The sequence below is a fragment of the Pseudomonas sp. Pf153 genome (genome assembly GCF_001269775.1).
GTDB classification, from domain to species: domain Bacteria; phylum Pseudomonadota; class Gammaproteobacteria; order Pseudomonadales; family Pseudomonadaceae; genus Aquipseudomonas; species Aquipseudomonas uvaldensis.
Genome location: NZ_LHVL01000025.1, coordinates 534,901 through 551,596, shown reverse-complemented (window position 1 = coordinate 551,596; position 16,696 = coordinate 534,901). Strand labels below are relative to the sequence as shown.

Below are 16,696 nucleotides of genomic sequence, written 5' to 3'. Positions count from 1 at the left end.
CGTTGTGGAGTGACCAATGACCGCCTCTCATTACCCGCACCTGCTGGCCCCGTTGGATCTGGGTTTCACCACGCTGCGCAACCGTACCCTGATGGGGTCGATGCACACGGGCCTTGAGGAGAAGCCTGGTGGCTTCGAACGCATGGCGGCGTATTTTGCCGAGCGTGCCCGGGGCGGCGTGGGGCTGATGGTCACCGGCGGGATTGCGCCGAACGACGAGGGTGGGGTCTATTCCGGCGCAGCCAAGCTGACCACGGAAGAAGAGGCGCTCAAGCACAATATTGTGACCCGGGCCGTGCACGAGGCCGGAGGCAAGATCTGCATGCAGATCCTCCATGCCGGACGTTATGCCTACAGCCCCAAGCAGGTGGCGCCAAGCGCGATCCAGGCGCCGATCAACCCGTTCAAGCCCAAGGAGCTGGACGAAGCGGGCATCGAGAAACAGATCAGTGACTTCGTCAGCTGTTCGGTATTGGCGCGCCAGGCGGAATACGACGGTGTCGAGATCATGGGCTCGGAGGGTTATTTCATTAACCAGTTCCTCGCGGCCCACACCAACCATCGCACCGACCGTTGGGGCGGCAGCTATGAAAACCGCATGCGCCTGCCCGTGGAGATCGTTCGGCGGGTACGCGAGGCGGTTGGCCCGGATTTCATCATTATCTTTCGCTTGTCGATGCTGGATCTGGTGGAAGGCGGCAGTACCTGGGAAGAGATCGTTCAGTTGGCCAAGGCCATCGAGCAGGCCGGGGCGACGATCATCAACACCGGCATCGGCTGGCATGAAGCACGGATCCCGACCATCGCCACCAAGGTTCCGCGTGCAGCGTTCAGCAAGGTCACGGCCAAGCTGCGCGGCTCGGTGAGCATTCCGCTGATCACCACCAACCGCATCAACACGCCGGAAGTCGCCGAGCGGATCCTGGCCGAAGGTGACGCCGACATGGTGTCCATGGCTCGGCCGTTCCTGGCGGACCCGGAGTTCGTCAACAAGGCAGCCGCCGGCCGGGCGGATGAGATCAATACCTGTATCGGCTGCAACCAGGCCTGCCTCGACCATACCTTCGGCGGCAAGCTGACCAGTTGCCTGGTGAACCCACGGGCGTGTCATGAAACCGAGCTCAACTACCTGCCGGTGACAAAGGTGAAGAAAATCGCCGTGGTCGGTGCCGGCCCGGCCGGGCTGTCTGCCGCGACCGTGGCGGCCGAGCGCGGTCATCAGGTGACGCTGTTCGATTCGGCCAGTGAGATTGGTGGGCAGTTCAATATCGCCAAGCGGGTGCCGGGCAAGGAAGAGTTCTACGAGACGTTGCGCTACTTCAACCGCAAACTGCAGACCACCAACGTCGAAGTGTGCCTCAACACCCGTGTGGATGTGGCGCAACTGGTGGCAGGGGGTTACGACGAGATCATTCTCGCCACCGGTATCGCGCCACGGGTTCCGGCGATTCCTGGTGTGGAGCATGCCAAAGTCCTGAGCTATCTGGACGTGATCCTGGAGCGCAAGCCGGTAGGCCGCCGTGTTGCGGTGATCGGGGCGGGCGGTATCGGCTTTGACGTGTCGGAGTTCCTGGTTCACCAGGGCGTCGCCACCAGCCAGGATCGCGAAGCCTTCTGGAAGGAATGGGGTATCGACACCCGACTGGAGGCGCGTGGCGGCGTGGCCGGGATCAAGGCCGAGCCCCATGCGCCGGCGCGTCAGGTATTCCTGTTGCAGCGCAAGACTTCCAAGGTCGGTGATGGTCTGGGCAAGACCACTGGCTGGATTCACCGCACGGGGCTGAAGAACAAACAGGTGCAGATGCTCAACAGCGTTCAGTACCTGAAGATCGACGACGAAGGCCTGCATGTCCGCATCGGCGAAACCGGCGAGCCGCAGGTGTTGGCGGTGGACAACATTGTGATCTGCGCCGGCCAGGATCCGCTGCGCGAACTCCAGGAAGGTCTGGAAGCGGCGGGTCAGACCGTCCACCTCATCGGCGGCGCCGACGTGGCGGCGGAGCTGGATGCCAAGCGGGCGATCAACCAGGGTTCGCGGTTGGCGGCGCAGTTGTAAGGTCTGACTTCTCACCGATTCTTGTAGGAGCGGGCGATCCCGCTCCTACAAATGCAGTGGGGTGAGCCTGGTTACTGCGGTCATCCGCGACCAAACTGATAAGATGCGGCCTCTTCCTGCAAGGCTTGCCGCAATGCTCCTTCCCGCCCTCGACTGGCACCCGCAACCCAAACTCGAACGGCTTTCTCTGGACTGGCTTAGCCGTGCCGGTGTCGAGGTGGCGGTGTTGCGCCTGGATCGGATCGATCCGCTGATCAGCGGCAACAAATGGTTCAAGTTGCGCCATCATCTGCGTATCGCGCATGAGGCTGGAGCCAGCGGCCTCATGAGCCTGGGCGGTGCCTACTCCAATCATCTGCATGCCCTGGCTGCGGCCGGTCAGCGTTTCGGGTTCCCAACGGTCGGGCTGTTGCGAGGACATCCTCGGGAGACGCCGACCGTGTTCGATCTGCAAGCGTTCGGCATGACCCTGCACTGGTTGGGTTACGGTGGATACCGAGAGCGACACGCTGCGGATTTCTGGCGACCCTGGCAGGTGCGTTATCCGCATTTGCATCCAGTGCCCGAGGGTGGTTCGGGGTTGCCCGGCGCGCAAGGCTGCATGGCCTGGGTGGCCATCGCCCGTGCGCAGCTGGCGGCCTTGGAGTGGGCGGATTATCACGGCTGGTGGTTGGCCTGCGGCACGGGAACGTCGTTGGCGGGGGTGGTGCTGGCGGAAGCGGGGGAGCGACCGGTCCATGGCGTGCTCGCGGTGCCCGAGGATCACGGTGTGGCGTCGCAGGTCGCAAGCATCCTGCGAGAAGCCGGCCTTGCTAATCCGCGTTATGAACTGCTCGACGGCAGCCGTGACGGGTTCGCCCGGGTCGACGCCGAGCTCAGCGCTTTCATCAGGGCGACCGATACCCTCGAGTTGGAGCCGCTGTACACCGGCAAGGCGCTGATGATGCTCAAGGCACGGGTGGAAACCGGGCAGTTCGCACCCGGCACCCGCCTGATCTTCGTCCATACCGGCGGCATGCAAGGCCGCCGTGGATTCGAGTGACGGGCTGTCAGCCGCGTTTGGGCATCATGCGCAGCAGTGTGTTATCGCGCACCACGTAGTGGTGATACAGCCCGGCCAGGGCATGCAGGCCGATCAGCCAATAGCCGATGGTGCCACCCAGTACGTGCCAGCTCTCGAGCCGCTTGGCGAAATCCTTGTCCTGGTCGACGAGCAATGGCAGGTCGAACCCATAGAACATCACTTGATGCCCTTCGGCGCTGGTGATTAGCCAACCCAGCAGTGGCATGGCGATCATGAACAGGTACAGCGCCCAGTGCATCAGGCGCGCCAGAACGGTCTGCCAGGCAGGCGATGCCGGAAATATCGCCGGTGCCTTGCCTATGCTGCGGGCGAACAGGCGCAGCCAGACCAGCAGGAACACCGTCAGACCAAGCATGAAATGCGCTTCCTTGATCAGCGTTCGACCGCCACTGCCCTTGGGAAAGATCCCGCGTAATTCGATGCAGGCATAGACCACCGCCAGCAGCACCAGCATCAGCCAGTGCAGGGCGACCGTGACGGTACTGTATCGGCTCTCGGAGCTTTTCCAGGGCATTGCAATATCTCCAACTGTCAGGGTAGAGCACCGTCTTGAGCGGCGTTGTGTTTACTGTAAGCCCGTTTCGCTGGGTTCGCTTGTGCCAGATCAGGTTTTGCCGGCTCGGCGCAGGTGGGATTCTGCGCGAGCCAGCCCCCCTTCGTCGTGTCAGGCTGTGGTGTCGGGAGGGTTCAAGAGCCAGTCGAACAGTAGCCTTGCGTCCCGGTTGCCTGATGCGGGTTTACGTGGCGCGGCGACTTGTCCGCTGCCGGTGTCGATGGCGCCAGGACATAGCACTGGCCGGTCGGGGTCGCCATCGAGGAAGCTCACCAGCACTTCACTGCCGGCTATCAGGGGGCTGTTGCCATTGGACATCCGTCGCGACACGGGCAGCGCGACGCCTTCCTGGTCCGGGGTCCACAGGCTGACCTGGATCCGCCCACGCTCGTCGGGCGTGGCTGGCTGGTTCGGTGGGCCGAGTACGTAGGCAATGTGATAACCGGGAACGCAGGGCTTGGGGTGGTCGAGGGCTGGCCTGAACACCGTAGACCAGGGAATGGCCGAGAAACGGCTTCGGTAGTCCCGGACCGGCGGCGAGAGGGATGGATTCGCTTCGAGAATGGACGCTTGCTGCCCGCTATGCTCGACCTCGGTGACAAGCCATTGGTCGTTGAAGGTGGAAATCGGGTGCCCTGCGATTTGCATGACCTGACCGCTGCGCAGCACGGGCAGGGTAGTTTGACCGCAGACTTGCCGTTGTCGACAGCGCAACCGTTCCAGGTTCCGACGCCCGACCTGGTGGGCATGAGCCAGGGCTGGATTGCCCCGCACTGGCTCGCGATCGGCATCGTTGAAGGCATGATTCGCGGCGTTGGCGGTGGCGCGGGTCGTTGCACGGTCGCTGAAGCGGGGAGGCAGGAAGGGCGTCGAGTGCTGGTAATGCTGGTAGAGCCGCTCGATCGGCGGTTGGCAATTGGCGTCGGCACGCAGGAAAAGTTCGCCCGGTCGCGTGGGAAAGCTTTTCGGATCTTCTGCGAATACCACGACATGACCGTAGGGCGTATGTTCGAAGTGGTAATGGATGCCTTCTTCCTCGCACAGCCGTTGCAGCAACTCCAGGTCGCTTTCCTCGTACTGGATGCAGAACGGACGACACGGGTACTGCCCATGGGGCAATTCGAAACGGTAACTGTGGGTGGGCAGAGCGTGGTCCTCCAGCAGGCATTGGAGGATCTGGACGACGCTGAGTCTCTGGAAAACCCGTCGTTTCGGGCCTTGTTCCAGCATCTGCAGAAAAGGAACCAGTGTCAGGCGATAGCCGATACGGTGCGGGGCATGGGCGCTGAGGCTGACGTCGTACACGATTCCGTGCACACCCGTTGTGCGGTCCATGTACAGGTAGGCCGGTTGCCCCAGTAATGCGTCGGGGCTGATGGGAGGGGCCAGGCCGATCAGTTCGAGGTCGAAGCGATACGGCTGGTTGAGCGCTTCCCGACCGCTGAACCGCAGCACTTGCAGGCGCAAGTCGCTTTGCGTGAGCGTCAGGCTGAAGGGGCTTTCCGTGTCATTGCGCATTGCAGTGCTTACTTGAGAAGTGAAAGCGATGAGGGTACGAAACCATTGGGCAAAACGGGTGAGGCGAGTCGCTATTTCAGAAAACCCCTACAATGCGTTGCGAAAATGTCGATTTTCCAGGGTGCATTTTTTGGTCGATCAGTCGGTTTAGGCCGTATAAACTTGCGCCACAGCGTCGGCCAGCAGATGTCTCGGCGCGTCAGACAAGAGAGTGAGTAATGGGCGCACAGTGGAAGGTTAAACACAAAGAAGCGGCTGCCAACGCCAAGGGTAAGATCTTCGGCAAACTGGTGAAAGAAATCAGTATTGCTGCACGAAACGGCGCCGATGTTGCCACCAACGCGCACCTGCGGCTGGTAGTCGAGCAGGCCAAGAAGGCTTCCATGCCCCGCGAGACCCTGGAGCGTGCCATCAAGAAAGGCTCCGGACAGCTCGGTGAAACCGTGCAATACCACCGCGTCACCTACGAAGGCTTCGCGCCTCACCAGGTGCCGCTGATCGTCGAGTGCGTGACCGACAACATCAACCGCACCGTGGCCGAGATCCGCGTTGCGTTCCGCAAGGGCCAGTTGGGCGCTTCGGGTTCGGTGTCGTGGGACTTCAACCATGTGGGCATGATCGAGGCCACGCCGGACAGCCCGGACGCCGATCCGGAAATGGCCGCCATCGAAGCTGGCGCCCAGGATTTCGAGCCGGGCGAAGAGGGCGCGACCCTGTTCATTACCGATCCTACCGACCTCGACGCTGTGCAGAAGGCGCTGCCGGAGCAGGGCTTCACGGTGCTGTCCGCCAAGCTGGGCTACCAACCGAAGAACCCGGTCAGCGGCCTGTCCGACGAGCAGATGGCTGAAGTCGAAGCGTTCCTGGAAGGTCTTGACAACCACGATGACGTGCAGGATATGTTCGTCGGGTTGGCCGGTTAAACAAAGCCTGTGGCGAGGGAGTTTGCTCCCTCGTCGCGGTCAGTGTTTGAGTTTCCCCAGGCACTGTTCGATCTCATCAAACCCGGGCCGGGCCAGCACAACTGGCTGACAGCAGCGTGCCTGCAGCTCTTGCAGTGTTCCAAGCTCCACGCCGTCGGGTTCGACTCTCTCCAGCAGTTCTCCCAGCAGAATTCCAAACGCCCGTACTTCGATGCGCTGCAATGCCCTGGTCTGCAGGCTGTCTGTGGTGGCATGGAATGACGCTGCGCCGAAATCCCCCAAGAGGCAATCGCCCTGCTCATTGAACAGAATGTTGTGTCCGTACAGATCACCATGGGTGATGCCTTGGCGATGCAGATGCGCCGCCACCGAGGCGATGCCGTGGGCGATACGCAACGCTACGGGCAGACCCAAGCGCAGTTCATCGGCATACACGTCACGGGTGCAGGATTCCAGGCTCGGCAGTCCGGCCAGATTGCGATAACGGGGTTCGACCAGTGCCATGACCAGCCCGGCCTGTTCCTCGGGATGCCCGACGATCTGGCCCAACACCTCGATCAGGTTCGGATGCCGGCCCGCCGTGATGCAGGCATGCATTTCGTGCAGCGGTGAGCCATCACTGGTCATCTCGCCCTTGTACAGCTTCACCGCAACGTTCCGGGCCGCCTGGCCAGGGGGCTGCCATTGCGCCTGATGAATCACCCCCGAGGCGCCTTCGCCCAGCCGTTGCCGCACAGTCAACTGCGACCAATCGATGGGCGTCGTGCTGTTCGGTGCGGCGGCTTCGGCCTGGGTCTCCAGCGGATTCCCGGCGTAAGCCAGCCAACTGAGGCTGGGCAGTTCAAGCAGCCATTGCGGCAGTTCGGTCAGTCGATTGGCGGCGACGCGCAGTAGCTCGAGTTGGCGGCACTGCGCCAGGCTCTCCGGCAATTGCTGCAGACGGTTGCCGGCCAGCATCAGTTTTTGCAGATAAGGGCGATGACCCAGTTCGTCCGGTAGCTGACTGATGCAATTGTCCGTCAGGATCAGCCAGCGCAGCAGCGGCGGCAGGGCCGCGCCCGTCACCCGTTCGATGCGATTGGCCTTGAAGCCGACCATGGTCAAGGCGGCGCAGCGGCCCAGGCATTCGGGCAGTTCGGTGAAGCGGTTGTTCGAGCAGAACAGGATGCGCAGCCGACTCAACCGATGCAGGTCGTCGGGTAGCGTATCGAGCTGATTGCCACTGAGGTCGAGGATTTCAAGGGAGTCCGCCAGGTCAAAAATTTCACCAGGGAACTGCGTCAGGCCGCAGGCCAGGCTGAGGCGGGTGATGCCCGACAGTTGGCCGGCGCGAAGTTGGTCAAGGGTGTCCATGGTACGGTCGCTGTGATCAAGGGGAATCTGATGCCAGCTAGTTTGTTATAAAAAACTGTGGCGAGGGAGTAAATCCTCTCGCCACACGCGCTATGCCGGTTAGCGCTCGATGCTGCGGTTCCACCGAGCATTCCATGCCGGGCGCTGTTCATTGACCTGGTCCCAGTCCACCGCAATCGCTGTTGTGAGGTATTGCTTCATCGCTTCGACCTGGCCACGGGTCTTGTCGGTGGTCGGGGTGTTGGGGTTGGACGGGATCTGGTCGCCTTCTTCCAGGGCGATGGCCTGGGCCTCTGGGGTCAACAGGAACGCGGCGAGTTTCTGTGCCAGTTCAGGCTCGGTGTTGCGTGCGATGGCACATTCGGCAACGTTGAGGACCACGGCGCCTTCCTTCGGTTGCGCGTACTCCACTGGCATGCCCTTGAGTTTCAGCGCGGTGACCTGGGTAGGTGTCAGCGGAAACAACGCCGCTTCGTCGGTCTGCAGCATTTCCGAGATCTTCGCCGAGCTGGGGATGTATTCCAGCACGTTGCGTCCGACGGTGTCCGGCCAGGCCTTGAAGCCCGGTTCGACGTTGGTCTCGTTGCCGCCCTGGATGCGGTTGAACATCAGAAAGCCGTGCAGGCCGAAGGTCGATGAGGCCACCGACTGGAACACCAGCTTGTCCTTGAAGCGCGGGTCGGCCATGTCCATCCACGAAGTGGGCGCGCTCCAGCCTTTTTCCTTGAACAGCCGCGTGTTGTAGGCCAGTCCGGTCACGCCGAGGCTGACCGCGACGGCTTCGTCCTTGATGCGACCCTTGGCCGGAATTTGCGCCAGGGTCGGGTTGTCCTGAAGCTTGTCGCACAGCCCCATGGCGATGGCGCGATACATGATGCCGTCATCCAGGAACATGACGTGCATCTGCGGGTTGTCCTTGCTGGCCTGGACTTTGGCCAGGATGTCGGCGGAGGTGCCGGGTACGATCACCACTTTTACGTTGTTGGCTTTCTCGAAGGCTGGCAAAACCTTGTCGGCGTAGAGCCGCTCCATGGTCCCACCGTTCATGCCCAGGTAAAGCGTCGGCTCGGCGTGTGCCTGGCCAATGCCGAGCAAGACGCTCAAGCAGGAAAAGCCCAGAAGTGCAGTGCGTTTGACGTTATTCATTGGCGCGACCTTCCTCTATCAAGCAACGGAGATGGAGTGAAACCGGGTGATGGAAAACGCATCCAGCGGCGTGTTCGAGGCGCCGCAACAGATGATTTCGGTGAGTGCCTGGCCCACCGCAGGGCCGATCTGGAAGCCTGCGCCGGCGAAGCCGAACGCGTGCAACAGACCGGGTTGGGTACCGCTGTGGCCGATTACCGGCTGGCGATCGGGCAGGTAACCTTCGGTGCCGCTCCAGGTACGAATCGCCTGGGCGCCCTCCAGAAACGGGTAGAGCTCGACCGCCTGGCGCAGAATCTCGAGCACGGCGTTCTGGCCGGGACGGGCGCGTGCTTCGTCCAGCGCGAAACCCTGACCACCCCCCAGCACGCAATTGCCGCGAGCGACCTGGCGGGCATAGATTCCGCCGCCTTCCACGCCGGTACTGGCATCCATCACCCATGGCAACGGTTCGGTGACCAGCATGGCCGGGTGTCCGGCGTACATCGGCACGGCTTCGCCGAATTGCGCGGCAAAATGGCTGGCCCAGGCGCCGGCGCAATTCAGCAGCCAGGGTGCGCGAAACGTCAGGCCGGTTTCGGTACGCACGACAAAGCGCTGGCCATCATGTTCAACGGTGTTCACGGGGCATTGTTCGTGGACCTGGGCACCGTGCCTGCGAGCGGCCTGGGCGAATGCCGGGGACACCAGTCGTGGGTTGGCGTGGCCGTCATCCGGGCACAGGGACGCTCCCACCGCGACGGCGCCCACCCAGGGGAAGCGGCTGTGCAGCTCGTCATGATCCAGTAGTTGCAAGTCGAGGCCGAAGCCCTGACTGCTGGCGGCATAATCCTGCAGCGCTCGCAGGTCATCGGTGCTACGGGCCAGTTTCAGATGACCGCTGCGCTGGTATTCGCCGTCGATGCCGATCAGTTGTGGCAACTGGCTCCAGATTTCATGGGCCCGCTGCGACAGTGGCAGTTGAGACAAGGGCCGTCCCTGGCGCCGCACGCCGCCGTAGTTCACGCCGCTGGAGTGAGAGCCGCAGAAATCCCGTTCTAATAGCGCCACCCGGCGCCCGGCCTTGCTCAGGAATAATGCCGCCGAAGCACCGACAATGCCGCCGCCGATGATCACCACGTCCACTTCGATCATGGTTCGACCTCCAGGCCGAAGGGCAGGGGCTTGACCGGCGCCTGGGCCCGCAAGCGACCGACCCCGCAGACCGGGCGTGCGCTTTCGCGGGCAATGATTTCCGCGGCCGCTGCGCCGCACATCCTGCCCTGACAACGCCCCATGCCGACCCGGCAATGGGCCTTGACCCGGTTGATTTCCCAATGGCCTTCGTTCACCACCCGGCGGATGTCGCCGGCGCTGACTTCTTCGCAGCGGCAGATCACCAGGTCGTCGGTGGCGTCGCCGGCCCAATGTTCCGGAAAGATGAAAGCCTGTTCCAGGCCCTGGCGAAAACGACCGATACGTTCCAGTGAGCGCTCCAACCGAGCGCAACGTTGGGGATCGACGCGGTATCCGAGGTCTGCGAGCAAGGCCAGGGCGGCCCGTTCGCCGGCTTTTTCCGCCGCATCGGCGCCCATGATCCCGGCCCCGTCGCCCGCCAGGTAGACGCCGGGCACACTGCTGCGACCGGCGGCATCCCGCTGGGGCAGCCAGGCCCGGTTGAGCGGCTGCCAAGTGAATTCGCAGCCCAGCAGGTCGGCCAGTTGGGTTTCGCTGCGCAAGCCATGGGCGAAGGCCACCGCATCGCAATCGAGAAAGTGCTCGCCTTTTGCGTTGCGCCATTTCAGCCCGTGCACCCGGCGCTCACCTTCGATCCGCGACAGGTTCGCGCCTTGATGCACGACGATGCCGCGAGCGGCCAGCCAGCCTCGGTAGTAGAGGCCCTTGGCGAGCGTGGCCGGTTGCACCAGCAGGCCAGGCAGCGCGCGGGCCTGGGCGCTTAACGGGGCACTGTCGAGCACCGCGACCACATTGGCACCGGCCTTGGCATATTGATACGCCACCAGATACAGCAGGGGGCCGCTGCCGGCGAACACCACTCGTTCGCCGATGGCGCAGCCCTGGGACTTCAGGGCAATCTGCGCCGCGCCCAGGCTGTATACCCCGGGCAAAGTCCAGCCCGGCACAGGCAGGATACGGTCGGTGGCGCCCGTCGCGACGATGACGGCGGCGTACTCGAGCCGGGCGGCACGCCCCTGATGCAAGGTATCCAGCAAGCCAGCCTCGGCATTCCACACCAGCGTGTCGGGACGGTAGTCGAGTTGTCCGCGCAGTGCGTCGGCGGTCTGGTGGATGGCAGTGGCCTTGTGCGCTTCGAAGCCATACAGGCGGGTCGGTGAGCGTTTGAAGTTGGCCGGTTGGCGCCGATAGATCTGCCCACCGGCGCGGGCGGCTTCATCCAGCAGCACGGGAAATACGCCGTGGGCGACCAGGGTCTCGGCAGCACGGATCCCGGCCGGGCCGGCGCCGATGATGGCGATCGGTTTCATACCTGCCGCCCCGGCTCGCGAGTGATCTGTTGCCCGGCTTCCAGGAAGGTGGAGCAGGCGCGTACGCGGCGGCCGTCGCCCAGGCGCACCCAGCAATCCTGGCACGCGCCCATCAGGCAGAAACCGGCCCTGGGTTCGGCGCTGAAATCGCTGCCGCGCAGGTGTTCCTCGCGGGTCAGCACTGCGGTCAGCAAGGTATCCCCCAGCAGGCCGGTAGCCGGTGTGCCGTCGAGGGTAAAATCGAGCACCGGGCGGTCGCCTTCGGCCAGTCGTTTCAGCAGAGCCATGGCGCCCTCATTGTTTGCCTACCAAGACCCGATCCAGGCCGTAGACCCGGTCGAGCAGAATCATGGTCAGCGCCGTCAGGGCAATGACCAGCGCCGACACCGCGGCCATCATCGGATCGATGGATTCGGTGGCGTAGACGTACATGCGCACCGGCAGGGTTTGTGTGGCCGGTGACGTGACAAAGATCGACAGCGTGACTTCATCGAAGCTGTTGATGAACGCCAGCAGCCAACCTCCGGCTACGCCCGGCAGGATCATCGGCAGGGTGATCTGCCGGAACAGCGTGAAGCGTCCCGCCCCCAGCGATTGCGCGGCCTGTTCGGCGCTGCGGTCCAGACCGATGGCCGAAGCCAGCACCAGTCGCAGCACGTAGGGCGTAATGACCAGCACATGGGCGAAGATCAGCCAGGTGAAGTTGCCGTTGACGCCCATCAGCGCGAACAGCCGCAACAGCGCCACGCCCAGCACCAGGTGGGGGATGATGATCGGCGACAGGAACAGGCCGTTGAAGAAATCCCGACCCGGGAATTCGAGACGGGTGATTGCCAGCGCCGCCGGCACCGCAATCAACGTCGCCAGCGAGGCCGCGCAGAACGCCAGGGCCAGGCTGTTGTAGAACGCATCGACGAAATCCGCGCGCTCGAACACGGCACGGAACCAGCGCAGGGAGAAATCCGTGGTCGGCAGGCTCAGGGTGTTTTCCGGTGTGAAGGCGACGAGACAGACCACCACCAGCGGCGCCAGCATGAAGACCACCACCAAGGCATGGAACAACAGGGCGAAAGGACCGTTCCTGGACATGACGAATTACCCCAGTGACTTCTTGTAGCGGCCTTCGATCATGCGGTTCCACGACAGCATGATCAGCAGATTGAGCAGCAACAATGCGATGGCAATCGCCGCGCCCATGGGCCAGTTGAGTTCCGACAGGTACTGGTCGTAGATCAGCGTGGCGACCATTTTCAGGCGACGTCCGCCCAGCAGGCCGGGGATGGCGAAGGAGCTGGCGGCCAGGCCGAACACGATCAGAGTGCCGGACAGCACGCCGGGCATGATTTGCGGCAGCACGACCTTGCGTATCACCGTGAACTGGCTGGCGCCCAGGGACAATGCGGCCTGTTCGGCGGCCGGGTCGAGTTTTTGCAATGAGGTCCAGACCGGAATGATCATGAACGGCAGCATCACATGGACCAGGGCGATAACCACCGCGAACGGCGTGTAGAGCAGCTTCATCGGCGCGCCGCCAAAGGCCTGCAGGGTTTGGTTGACCAGACCGTCTGCACCCAGTAACAGGCTCCAGCCGAAGGCCCGCACCACCACTGAAATCAGCAGCGGGGTCAGGATCAGGATCAGGAAAATCGAGCGCCACGGTGCCCCCATGCGACTGAGGATGTAGGCCTCGGGCACGCCGATCAGCACGCAGAGCAACGTGGTCAGGGCACTGATCCAGAAGGTGCGCAGAAAGATCTCGTAGAAATACGGATCGCCCAACAGGCTGATGTAGTGATCGAAGGTGTAGGCGCCGCTGTCGATGCCCGAGCCATAGTCGAAGACGTTGAACGACAGCACCAGCGTCAGGCCCAGGGGGATGACCAGCAAGCCCAGGTAAAGCGCCAGGGCCGGTGCGGACATCAGGTAGCCCGGGCGGCCCCGGCGTAGTCTATCCAGCCACTTCATGCCGGCACCTCGTCCACGCTCAGCACCCGCAACAAGGCCGGGTCCCAGTCCAGGCCTACAACCGTGCCTTCGGTCAGAGGGGCGGAGCCGTCGTTGCGGCGTACGACGCAGAGCTCGCCCAGATCGGTGGACACGCCGTACAGCCACTGGCTGCCGAGAAAGAAACGACTGACGAGGGTGCCTTGCAGGCGCCCGGTACCGGCGGGGCACAGGTCGATTTTTTCCGGCCGCAGGCTCAGGGTCAGGTCACCCGTACCTGGGCTGCAGGCCTGGACAACGCCCGCGCTGTCACGTTCGCCCGGCAGCAGGTTGGCTTTGCCGACGAAGCCGGAGATGAACTCCGTGCGAGGATGTTCGTAGAGGGTGTATGGCGCGTCGATCTGGGTGATGCGCCCGGCCTGCATCACCACGACCCGGTCGCTGATGGACAACGCTTCGGACTGGTCATGGGTGACCATCAACGTGGTAATGCCAACCTCCCGCTGGATGCGACGGATTTCGAATTGCATCTCTTCACGCAGGTTGGCGTCCAGGTTGGACAGCGGTTCGTCGAGCAACAACACCGGCGGCTCGATCACCAACGCCCGGGCCAGTGCCACACGTTGACGCTGGCCACCGGAGAGTTCCCGTGGGTAACGCTCGGCGTGCCGGTCCAGGCGCACCAGTTTCAACACCCGATCCACCCGAGGTTGCAGCTCGGCGTTGGGCACTTTGCGCATGCGCAGGCCGAAAGCCACGTTGTCCCGGACGGTCATGTGGGGAAACAGTGCATAGCTCTGGAACACCACGCCCAGGCCGCGACTGGCAGGTTTGGCGTGGGTGATGTCCCGGCCATCCAGCAGGATGCGACCGCTGCTGACTTCGACGAAGCCGGCGATCATTTGCAGGGTGGTGGTTTTGCCGCAGCCGGAAGGGCCCAGCAGCGAGACGAATTCGCCTTTTTCCACCGAAAGGTTGGTGGCAACCACGGCGTCGATGTCGCCGTAGCGTTTGCTCAAGTCTTGAAGTTGCACGAAAGCCATGACCGCGCTCCACCTGAGATTGTTATGCGTCGCCAGCCGGCGCGCTTTTTTGTATGGGCAGATACGAAGGGATATTGCGGGGTGCGTTGGCGCTCGACCTTGGGTCGGCTGCCGCTGTTGTTCGAATCGCCCCTGTATGGACGCAGAGTAGGACGAAGACTAGGATGGGCTCAATGGACTATTTCACTGAAGCGATGATTATTTTCAGTTTTATTCGGTGAGCAAATTTTTATACGAGAAAGGTGATGAAAAATTCCATTGATCGGAATAAAGAAAAAGGCGAAGTGGGCGTCGGCGCGGTATCCAGACTGTTTGCCGTGTTGCGCACCCTTGGGGACACCGCCGAGGGCGGCGAGCGGGTAACGCAACTGGCCCAGCGCATCGGCCTTTCCCAGCCGACCACCCATCGCATGTTGCGCAGCTTGATGGACGAGGGCATGGTCGAGCAGGATGCACGCAGCAAGCGTTATCGCCTGAGCCTGGACTTCTTCGCCCTGGCCGCCCGCGCCGGCAACACCGGTAACCTGCGCGAACTGGCGCGGCCGGCCATGTTGCGGCTGTCGGCCTCACTCGGGGACTCGTTGTTCCTGCTGGCCCGCAGTGGTTTTGATGCGATCTGCCTGGACCGTAGCGAAGGGCCTTTCCCGATCCGCACCTTCACCGGTGACATCGGTGGTCGGGTGGCGCTGGGGGTAGGTCAGGGCAGCCTGGCGATTCTGGCGTTCCTGCCGGAAGAAGAGCGCGACACCGTCATTACCTACAACCTGCCGCGGCTCAAGGATTTTCATCTGTACGACGAAGTCTTCCTGCGCTCGGAAGTCGAGAACGTGCGCACCCTGGGTTACGCCGGACGCAATACGGGCGTGTTGCAGGGGATGGCGGGGGTGGCCGTGCCGATCCTCGACCGCGAAGGCCGGGCCGTAGCGGCCTTGAGCGTGGCCACGATCAGCGATCGGCTGGGGCCGGATCGCCTGCCGACCGTGGTGGAAATGCTCAAGCGCGAGGCGAACCTGATCGGGCCACGAATCAACCCGTTCGATCCGGTGTTGCGCCGGCCATCGCAGGTGTTCGGGCAGGGGTGAGTACATCAAACATCCGCAGATCCCTTGTGGGAGCGGGCTTGCTCGCGAATGCGGTGGTGAAGTCAACATTGATGTTGAATGTCAGGTCGCTTTCGCGAGCAAGCCCGCTCCCACAGGCATCTGTGGTGGTCAGAAGTTAAGTGTCTGCCTGAGCTTCTGCGCCGCCGGCAGGTCGCTGGGAATGACCATCGCATAGTTGTAGCCTGGCCCGGACCAGTACTCGGCCTGCAATTCGCCGTCGCGACGACTGCCCCGGGGCAGCAGGAAATTCCTGGGGCCCGGAGGTCGTACATAAAAGCTGATCTTCTGACCGCTCGGGTCCTGATAGACCACCATGGCCGCCGCCCCTTGCTCGGTGCTGAGCAACCGTCCACTGACGGGTTTGAAACCCGCGCCCGACAAATCCGGCAGCCGATTGATCTGGTTGAAGTAGCGGTCGAGCCAATCCTGCATGCTGTGTCCATCGCCGCTCTGGTAGTCGGCCGGCAGGATGCCTTGCTGGGCAAATAAACGGTATGCCTGCATGGCGTCCGCCATGGGGGCCGCAGCGCTGAGAAGCGTCATTTCCCGGGCATGCCAGCCACCGAACCCGCTCACGCTGACGGCCAGCAACAGGACAGCCGCGCTGGCCAGATAACGGCGGGCACGGTGCTTCAGGCGCAGGCGAATCATGGCTGGATCGAGGTCCGGATTCGTCGGTTGCTGCAGGGCTCCGCTCAAGGCTGTGCGCAAGTGCTGCGCATCCTGCTGCCAGGCCCGGACCTTGGCGGCGACGTCGGGGTGATTGGCGAGGTACGTGTCCACCAGGTGCTGGTCGGCCTCGCTCAGTTGTCGATCAATGTAGGCGTGCAGGTCGTTTTCGCTGGGGGGCATGCTGATCATTTGAGTATCCGCAGGGCAGGGCGGGTGATTTCGCCTTCGCTGAGTTGGCGCAGGGCCTGGCGGGCACGGGACAGGCGAGACATCACGGTGCCGGTCGGTACGTCGAGAATGTCCGCGACTTGCTGGTAGCTCAAGCCTTCCACCGACACCCACAACAGCAGGGCGCGTTGCTCGGTGGTGAGCTGATCGAACGCCTGGAGCGACGATTGGGCGATCACGCTGCGCTCGGCCGAAGGCTGGGTGTCGTCGCGACCGGTGAAAAATTCCAGCATGCGCGCATAACGCCGGGAACGGCGATGAGCGTCGAGGAACTGCCGATAAAGAATGGAAAACAACCAGGCGCGCAAGTCACCCTCGGGACGTTTGTCCTGCCATTTCGACAGCGCTCGTTCCAGGCAAGTCTGCACCAGGTCATCGGCGTTGCTGGGGTTATGCGTCAGTGACACGGCAAAGCGCCGTAGCCTGGGGATGAGCACGCGCAACTGGTCATCGAGTTCGTTCATGGGAGGCTTCTGTGAGGCAGTCAGTGCACCGAGGCTGGAAAGACGACCCGCGAACAAGATTATTCCAGAGCAGGAAAAATAAATACGAGGCCTGGGAATAAACCTGCCGTGCCTACGTCTGAC

General features: G+C 62.8%; 16 protein-coding genes. 4 read left to right on the top strand and 12 right to left on the bottom strand.

Annotated elements, in window-relative coordinates; all coding sequences use genetic code 11:
* The first annotated feature begins 16 nt into the window (after positions 1–16).
* On the top strand, positions 17–2,056 hold the full coding sequence (locus AD666_RS17665) for an FAD-dependent oxidoreductase (protein ID WP_053154682.1): 2,040 nt from the start codon (positions 17–19) through the stop codon (positions 2,054–2,056).
* 133 nt (positions 2,057–2,189) lie between these two features.
* The gene (locus tag AD666_RS17660; protein ID WP_053154680.1) at positions 2,190–3,098 is read left to right on the top strand and encodes a 1-aminocyclopropane-1-carboxylate deaminase/D-cysteine desulfhydrase; all 909 of its coding nucleotides are present in this window, start codon (positions 2,190–2,192) and stop codon (positions 3,096–3,098) included.
* A 7-nt stretch (positions 3,099–3,105) separates the two neighbouring features.
* Here AD666_RS17660 and AD666_RS17655 read toward each other — a convergent pair whose 3' ends face one another.
* A complete protein-coding gene (locus AD666_RS17655; protein ID WP_053154677.1) occupies positions 3,106–3,654 on the bottom strand; it encodes a cytochrome b in 549 nt (182 codons plus the stop codon).
* Between the two features lie 150 nt (positions 3,655–3,804).
* A complete protein-coding gene (locus AD666_RS17650) occupies positions 3,805–5,211 on the bottom strand; it encodes a type VI secretion system Vgr family protein (RefSeq protein WP_053154674.1) in 1,407 nt (468 codons plus the stop codon).
* Between the two features lie 218 nt (positions 5,212–5,429).
* On the opposite strand from AD666_RS17650, the gene AD666_RS17645 reads away from it, so the two are divergent.
* Positions 5,430–6,134 (top strand): YebC/PmpR family DNA-binding transcriptional regulator, encoded by a 705-nt coding sequence (locus AD666_RS17645; RefSeq protein ID WP_053154671.1) that lies wholly within the window; start codon positions 5,430–5,432, stop codon positions 6,132–6,134.
* Positions 6,135–6,173: 39 nt separating this feature from the next.
* Here AD666_RS17645 and AD666_RS17640 read toward each other — a convergent pair whose 3' ends face one another.
* The 8 genes from AD666_RS17640 to AD666_RS17605 form a co-directional block, all read right to left on the bottom strand.
* On the bottom strand, positions 6,174–7,487 hold the full coding sequence (locus tag AD666_RS17640; protein WP_053154669.1) for a leucine-rich repeat-containing protein kinase family protein: 1,314 nt from the start codon (positions 7,485–7,487) through the stop codon (positions 6,174–6,176).
* Between the two features lie 99 nt (positions 7,488–7,586).
* Positions 7,587–8,633: an ABC transporter substrate-binding protein gene (locus tag AD666_RS17635; protein ID WP_053154666.1), complete on the bottom strand. Its 1,047-nt coding sequence runs from the start codon at positions 8,631–8,633 to the stop codon at positions 7,587–7,589.
* Between the two features lie 18 nt (positions 8,634–8,651).
* Positions 8,652–9,767 carry an FAD-binding oxidoreductase gene (locus tag AD666_RS17630; RefSeq protein WP_053154663.1) on the bottom strand — a complete coding sequence of 372 codons (1,116 nt, stop codon included), beginning with the start codon at positions 9,765–9,767 and terminating at the stop codon, positions 8,652–8,654.
* The gene (locus AD666_RS17625; RefSeq protein ID WP_053154659.1) at positions 9,764–11,119 is read right to left on the bottom strand and encodes an NAD(P)/FAD-dependent oxidoreductase; all 1,356 of its coding nucleotides are present in this window, start codon (positions 11,117–11,119) and stop codon (positions 9,764–9,766) included. The genes AD666_RS17630 and AD666_RS17625 overlap by 4 nt, the downstream gene beginning before the upstream one ends.
* The gene (locus AD666_RS17620; protein ID WP_053154656.1) at positions 11,116–11,406 is read right to left on the bottom strand and encodes a (2Fe-2S)-binding protein; all 291 of its coding nucleotides are present in this window, start codon (positions 11,404–11,406) and stop codon (positions 11,116–11,118) included. Before AD666_RS17620 ends, AD666_RS17625 begins: the two co-directional genes overlap by 4 nt.
* 7 nt (positions 11,407–11,413) lie before the next feature.
* Complete coding sequence (locus AD666_RS17615) at positions 11,414–12,208, bottom strand: ABC transporter permease (protein ID WP_053154653.1); 795 nt, start codon at positions 12,206–12,208, stop codon at positions 11,414–11,416.
* A gap of 6 nt (positions 12,209–12,214) precedes the next feature.
* Positions 12,215–13,084: an ABC transporter permease gene (locus AD666_RS17610; protein WP_053154650.1), complete on the bottom strand. Its 870-nt coding sequence runs from the start codon at positions 13,082–13,084 to the stop codon at positions 12,215–12,217.
* Positions 13,081–14,106, bottom strand: coding sequence for an ABC transporter ATP-binding protein (locus tag AD666_RS17605; RefSeq protein WP_053154647.1), 1,026 nt, complete (start codon positions 14,104–14,106; stop codon positions 13,081–13,083). The genes AD666_RS17610 and AD666_RS17605 overlap by 4 nt, the downstream gene beginning before the upstream one ends.
* A gap of 245 nt (positions 14,107–14,351) precedes the next feature.
* Between AD666_RS17605 and AD666_RS17600 the strand changes: the two genes are divergently transcribed.
* The gene (locus AD666_RS17600) at positions 14,352–15,188 is read left to right on the top strand and encodes an IclR family transcriptional regulator (protein ID WP_053154645.1); all 837 of its coding nucleotides are present in this window, start codon (positions 14,352–14,354) and stop codon (positions 15,186–15,188) included.
* Between the two features lie 129 nt (positions 15,189–15,317).
* Here the strand turns inward: AD666_RS17600 and AD666_RS17595 are convergent, their stop codons facing one another.
* Both AD666_RS17595 and AD666_RS17590 read right to left on the bottom strand, forming a co-directional pair.
* Positions 15,318–16,070 (bottom strand): anti-sigma factor, encoded by a 753-nt coding sequence (locus tag AD666_RS17595; protein ID WP_053154642.1) that lies wholly within the window; start codon positions 16,068–16,070, stop codon positions 15,318–15,320.
* Positions 16,067–16,573, bottom strand: a complete 507-nt coding sequence (locus AD666_RS17590; protein ID WP_053154640.1) for a sigma-70 family RNA polymerase sigma factor — start codon at positions 16,571–16,573, stop codon at positions 16,067–16,069. Before AD666_RS17590 ends, AD666_RS17595 begins: the two co-directional genes overlap by 4 nt.
* Between the last annotated feature and the right edge of the window lie 123 nt (positions 16,574–16,696).

Excerpts from the sequence above, each read along its gene's own strand:
- AD666_RS17640 (WP_053154669.1), bottom strand. The coding sequence starts at position 7,487 with ATGGACACCCTTGACCAACTTCGCGCCGGCCAACTGTCGGGCATCACC.
- AD666_RS17665 (WP_053154682.1), top strand. The coding sequence starts at position 17 with ATGACCGCCTCTCATTACCCGCACCTGCTGGCCCCGTTGGATCTGGGT.
- AD666_RS17630 (WP_053154663.1), bottom strand. The coding sequence starts at position 9,767 with ATGATCGAAGTGGACGTGGTGATCATCGGCGGCGGCATTGTCGGTGCT.
- AD666_RS17610 (WP_053154650.1), bottom strand. The coding sequence starts at position 13,084 with ATGAAGTGGCTGGATAGACTACGCCGGGGCCGCCCGGGCTACCTGATG.
- AD666_RS17650 (WP_053154674.1), bottom strand. The coding sequence starts at position 5,211 with ATGCGCAATGACACGGAAAGCCCCTTCAGCCTGACGCTCACGCAAAGC.
- AD666_RS17600 (WP_053154645.1), top strand. The coding sequence starts at position 14,352 with ATGAAAAATTCCATTGATCGGAATAAAGAAAAAGGCGAAGTGGGCGTC.
- AD666_RS17615 (WP_053154653.1), bottom strand. The coding sequence starts at position 12,208 with ATGTCCAGGAACGGTCCTTTCGCCCTGTTGTTCCATGCCTTGGTGGTG.
- AD666_RS17660 (WP_053154680.1), top strand. The coding sequence starts at position 2,190 with ATGCTCCTTCCCGCCCTCGACTGGCACCCGCAACCCAAACTCGAACGG.
- AD666_RS17595 (WP_053154642.1), bottom strand. The coding sequence starts at position 16,070 with ATGATCAGCATGCCCCCCAGCGAAAACGACCTGCACGCCTACATTGAT.
- AD666_RS17620 (WP_053154656.1), bottom strand. The coding sequence starts at position 11,406 with ATGGCTCTGCTGAAACGACTGGCCGAAGGCGACCGCCCGGTGCTCGAT.
- AD666_RS17590 (WP_053154640.1), bottom strand. The coding sequence starts at position 16,573 with ATGAACGAACTCGATGACCAGTTGCGCGTGCTCATCCCCAGGCTACGG.
- AD666_RS17605 (WP_053154647.1), bottom strand. The coding sequence starts at position 14,106 with ATGGCTTTCGTGCAACTTCAAGACTTGAGCAAACGCTACGGCGACATC.
- AD666_RS17635 (WP_053154666.1), bottom strand. The coding sequence starts at position 8,633 with ATGAATAACGTCAAACGCACTGCACTTCTGGGCTTTTCCTGCTTGAGC.
- AD666_RS17625 (WP_053154659.1), bottom strand. The coding sequence starts at position 11,119 with ATGAAACCGATCGCCATCATCGGCGCCGGCCCGGCCGGGATCCGTGCT.
- AD666_RS17655 (WP_053154677.1), bottom strand. The coding sequence starts at position 3,654 with ATGCCCTGGAAAAGCTCCGAGAGCCGATACAGTACCGTCACGGTCGCC.
- AD666_RS17645 (WP_053154671.1), top strand. The coding sequence starts at position 5,430 with ATGGGCGCACAGTGGAAGGTTAAACACAAAGAAGCGGCTGCCAACGCC.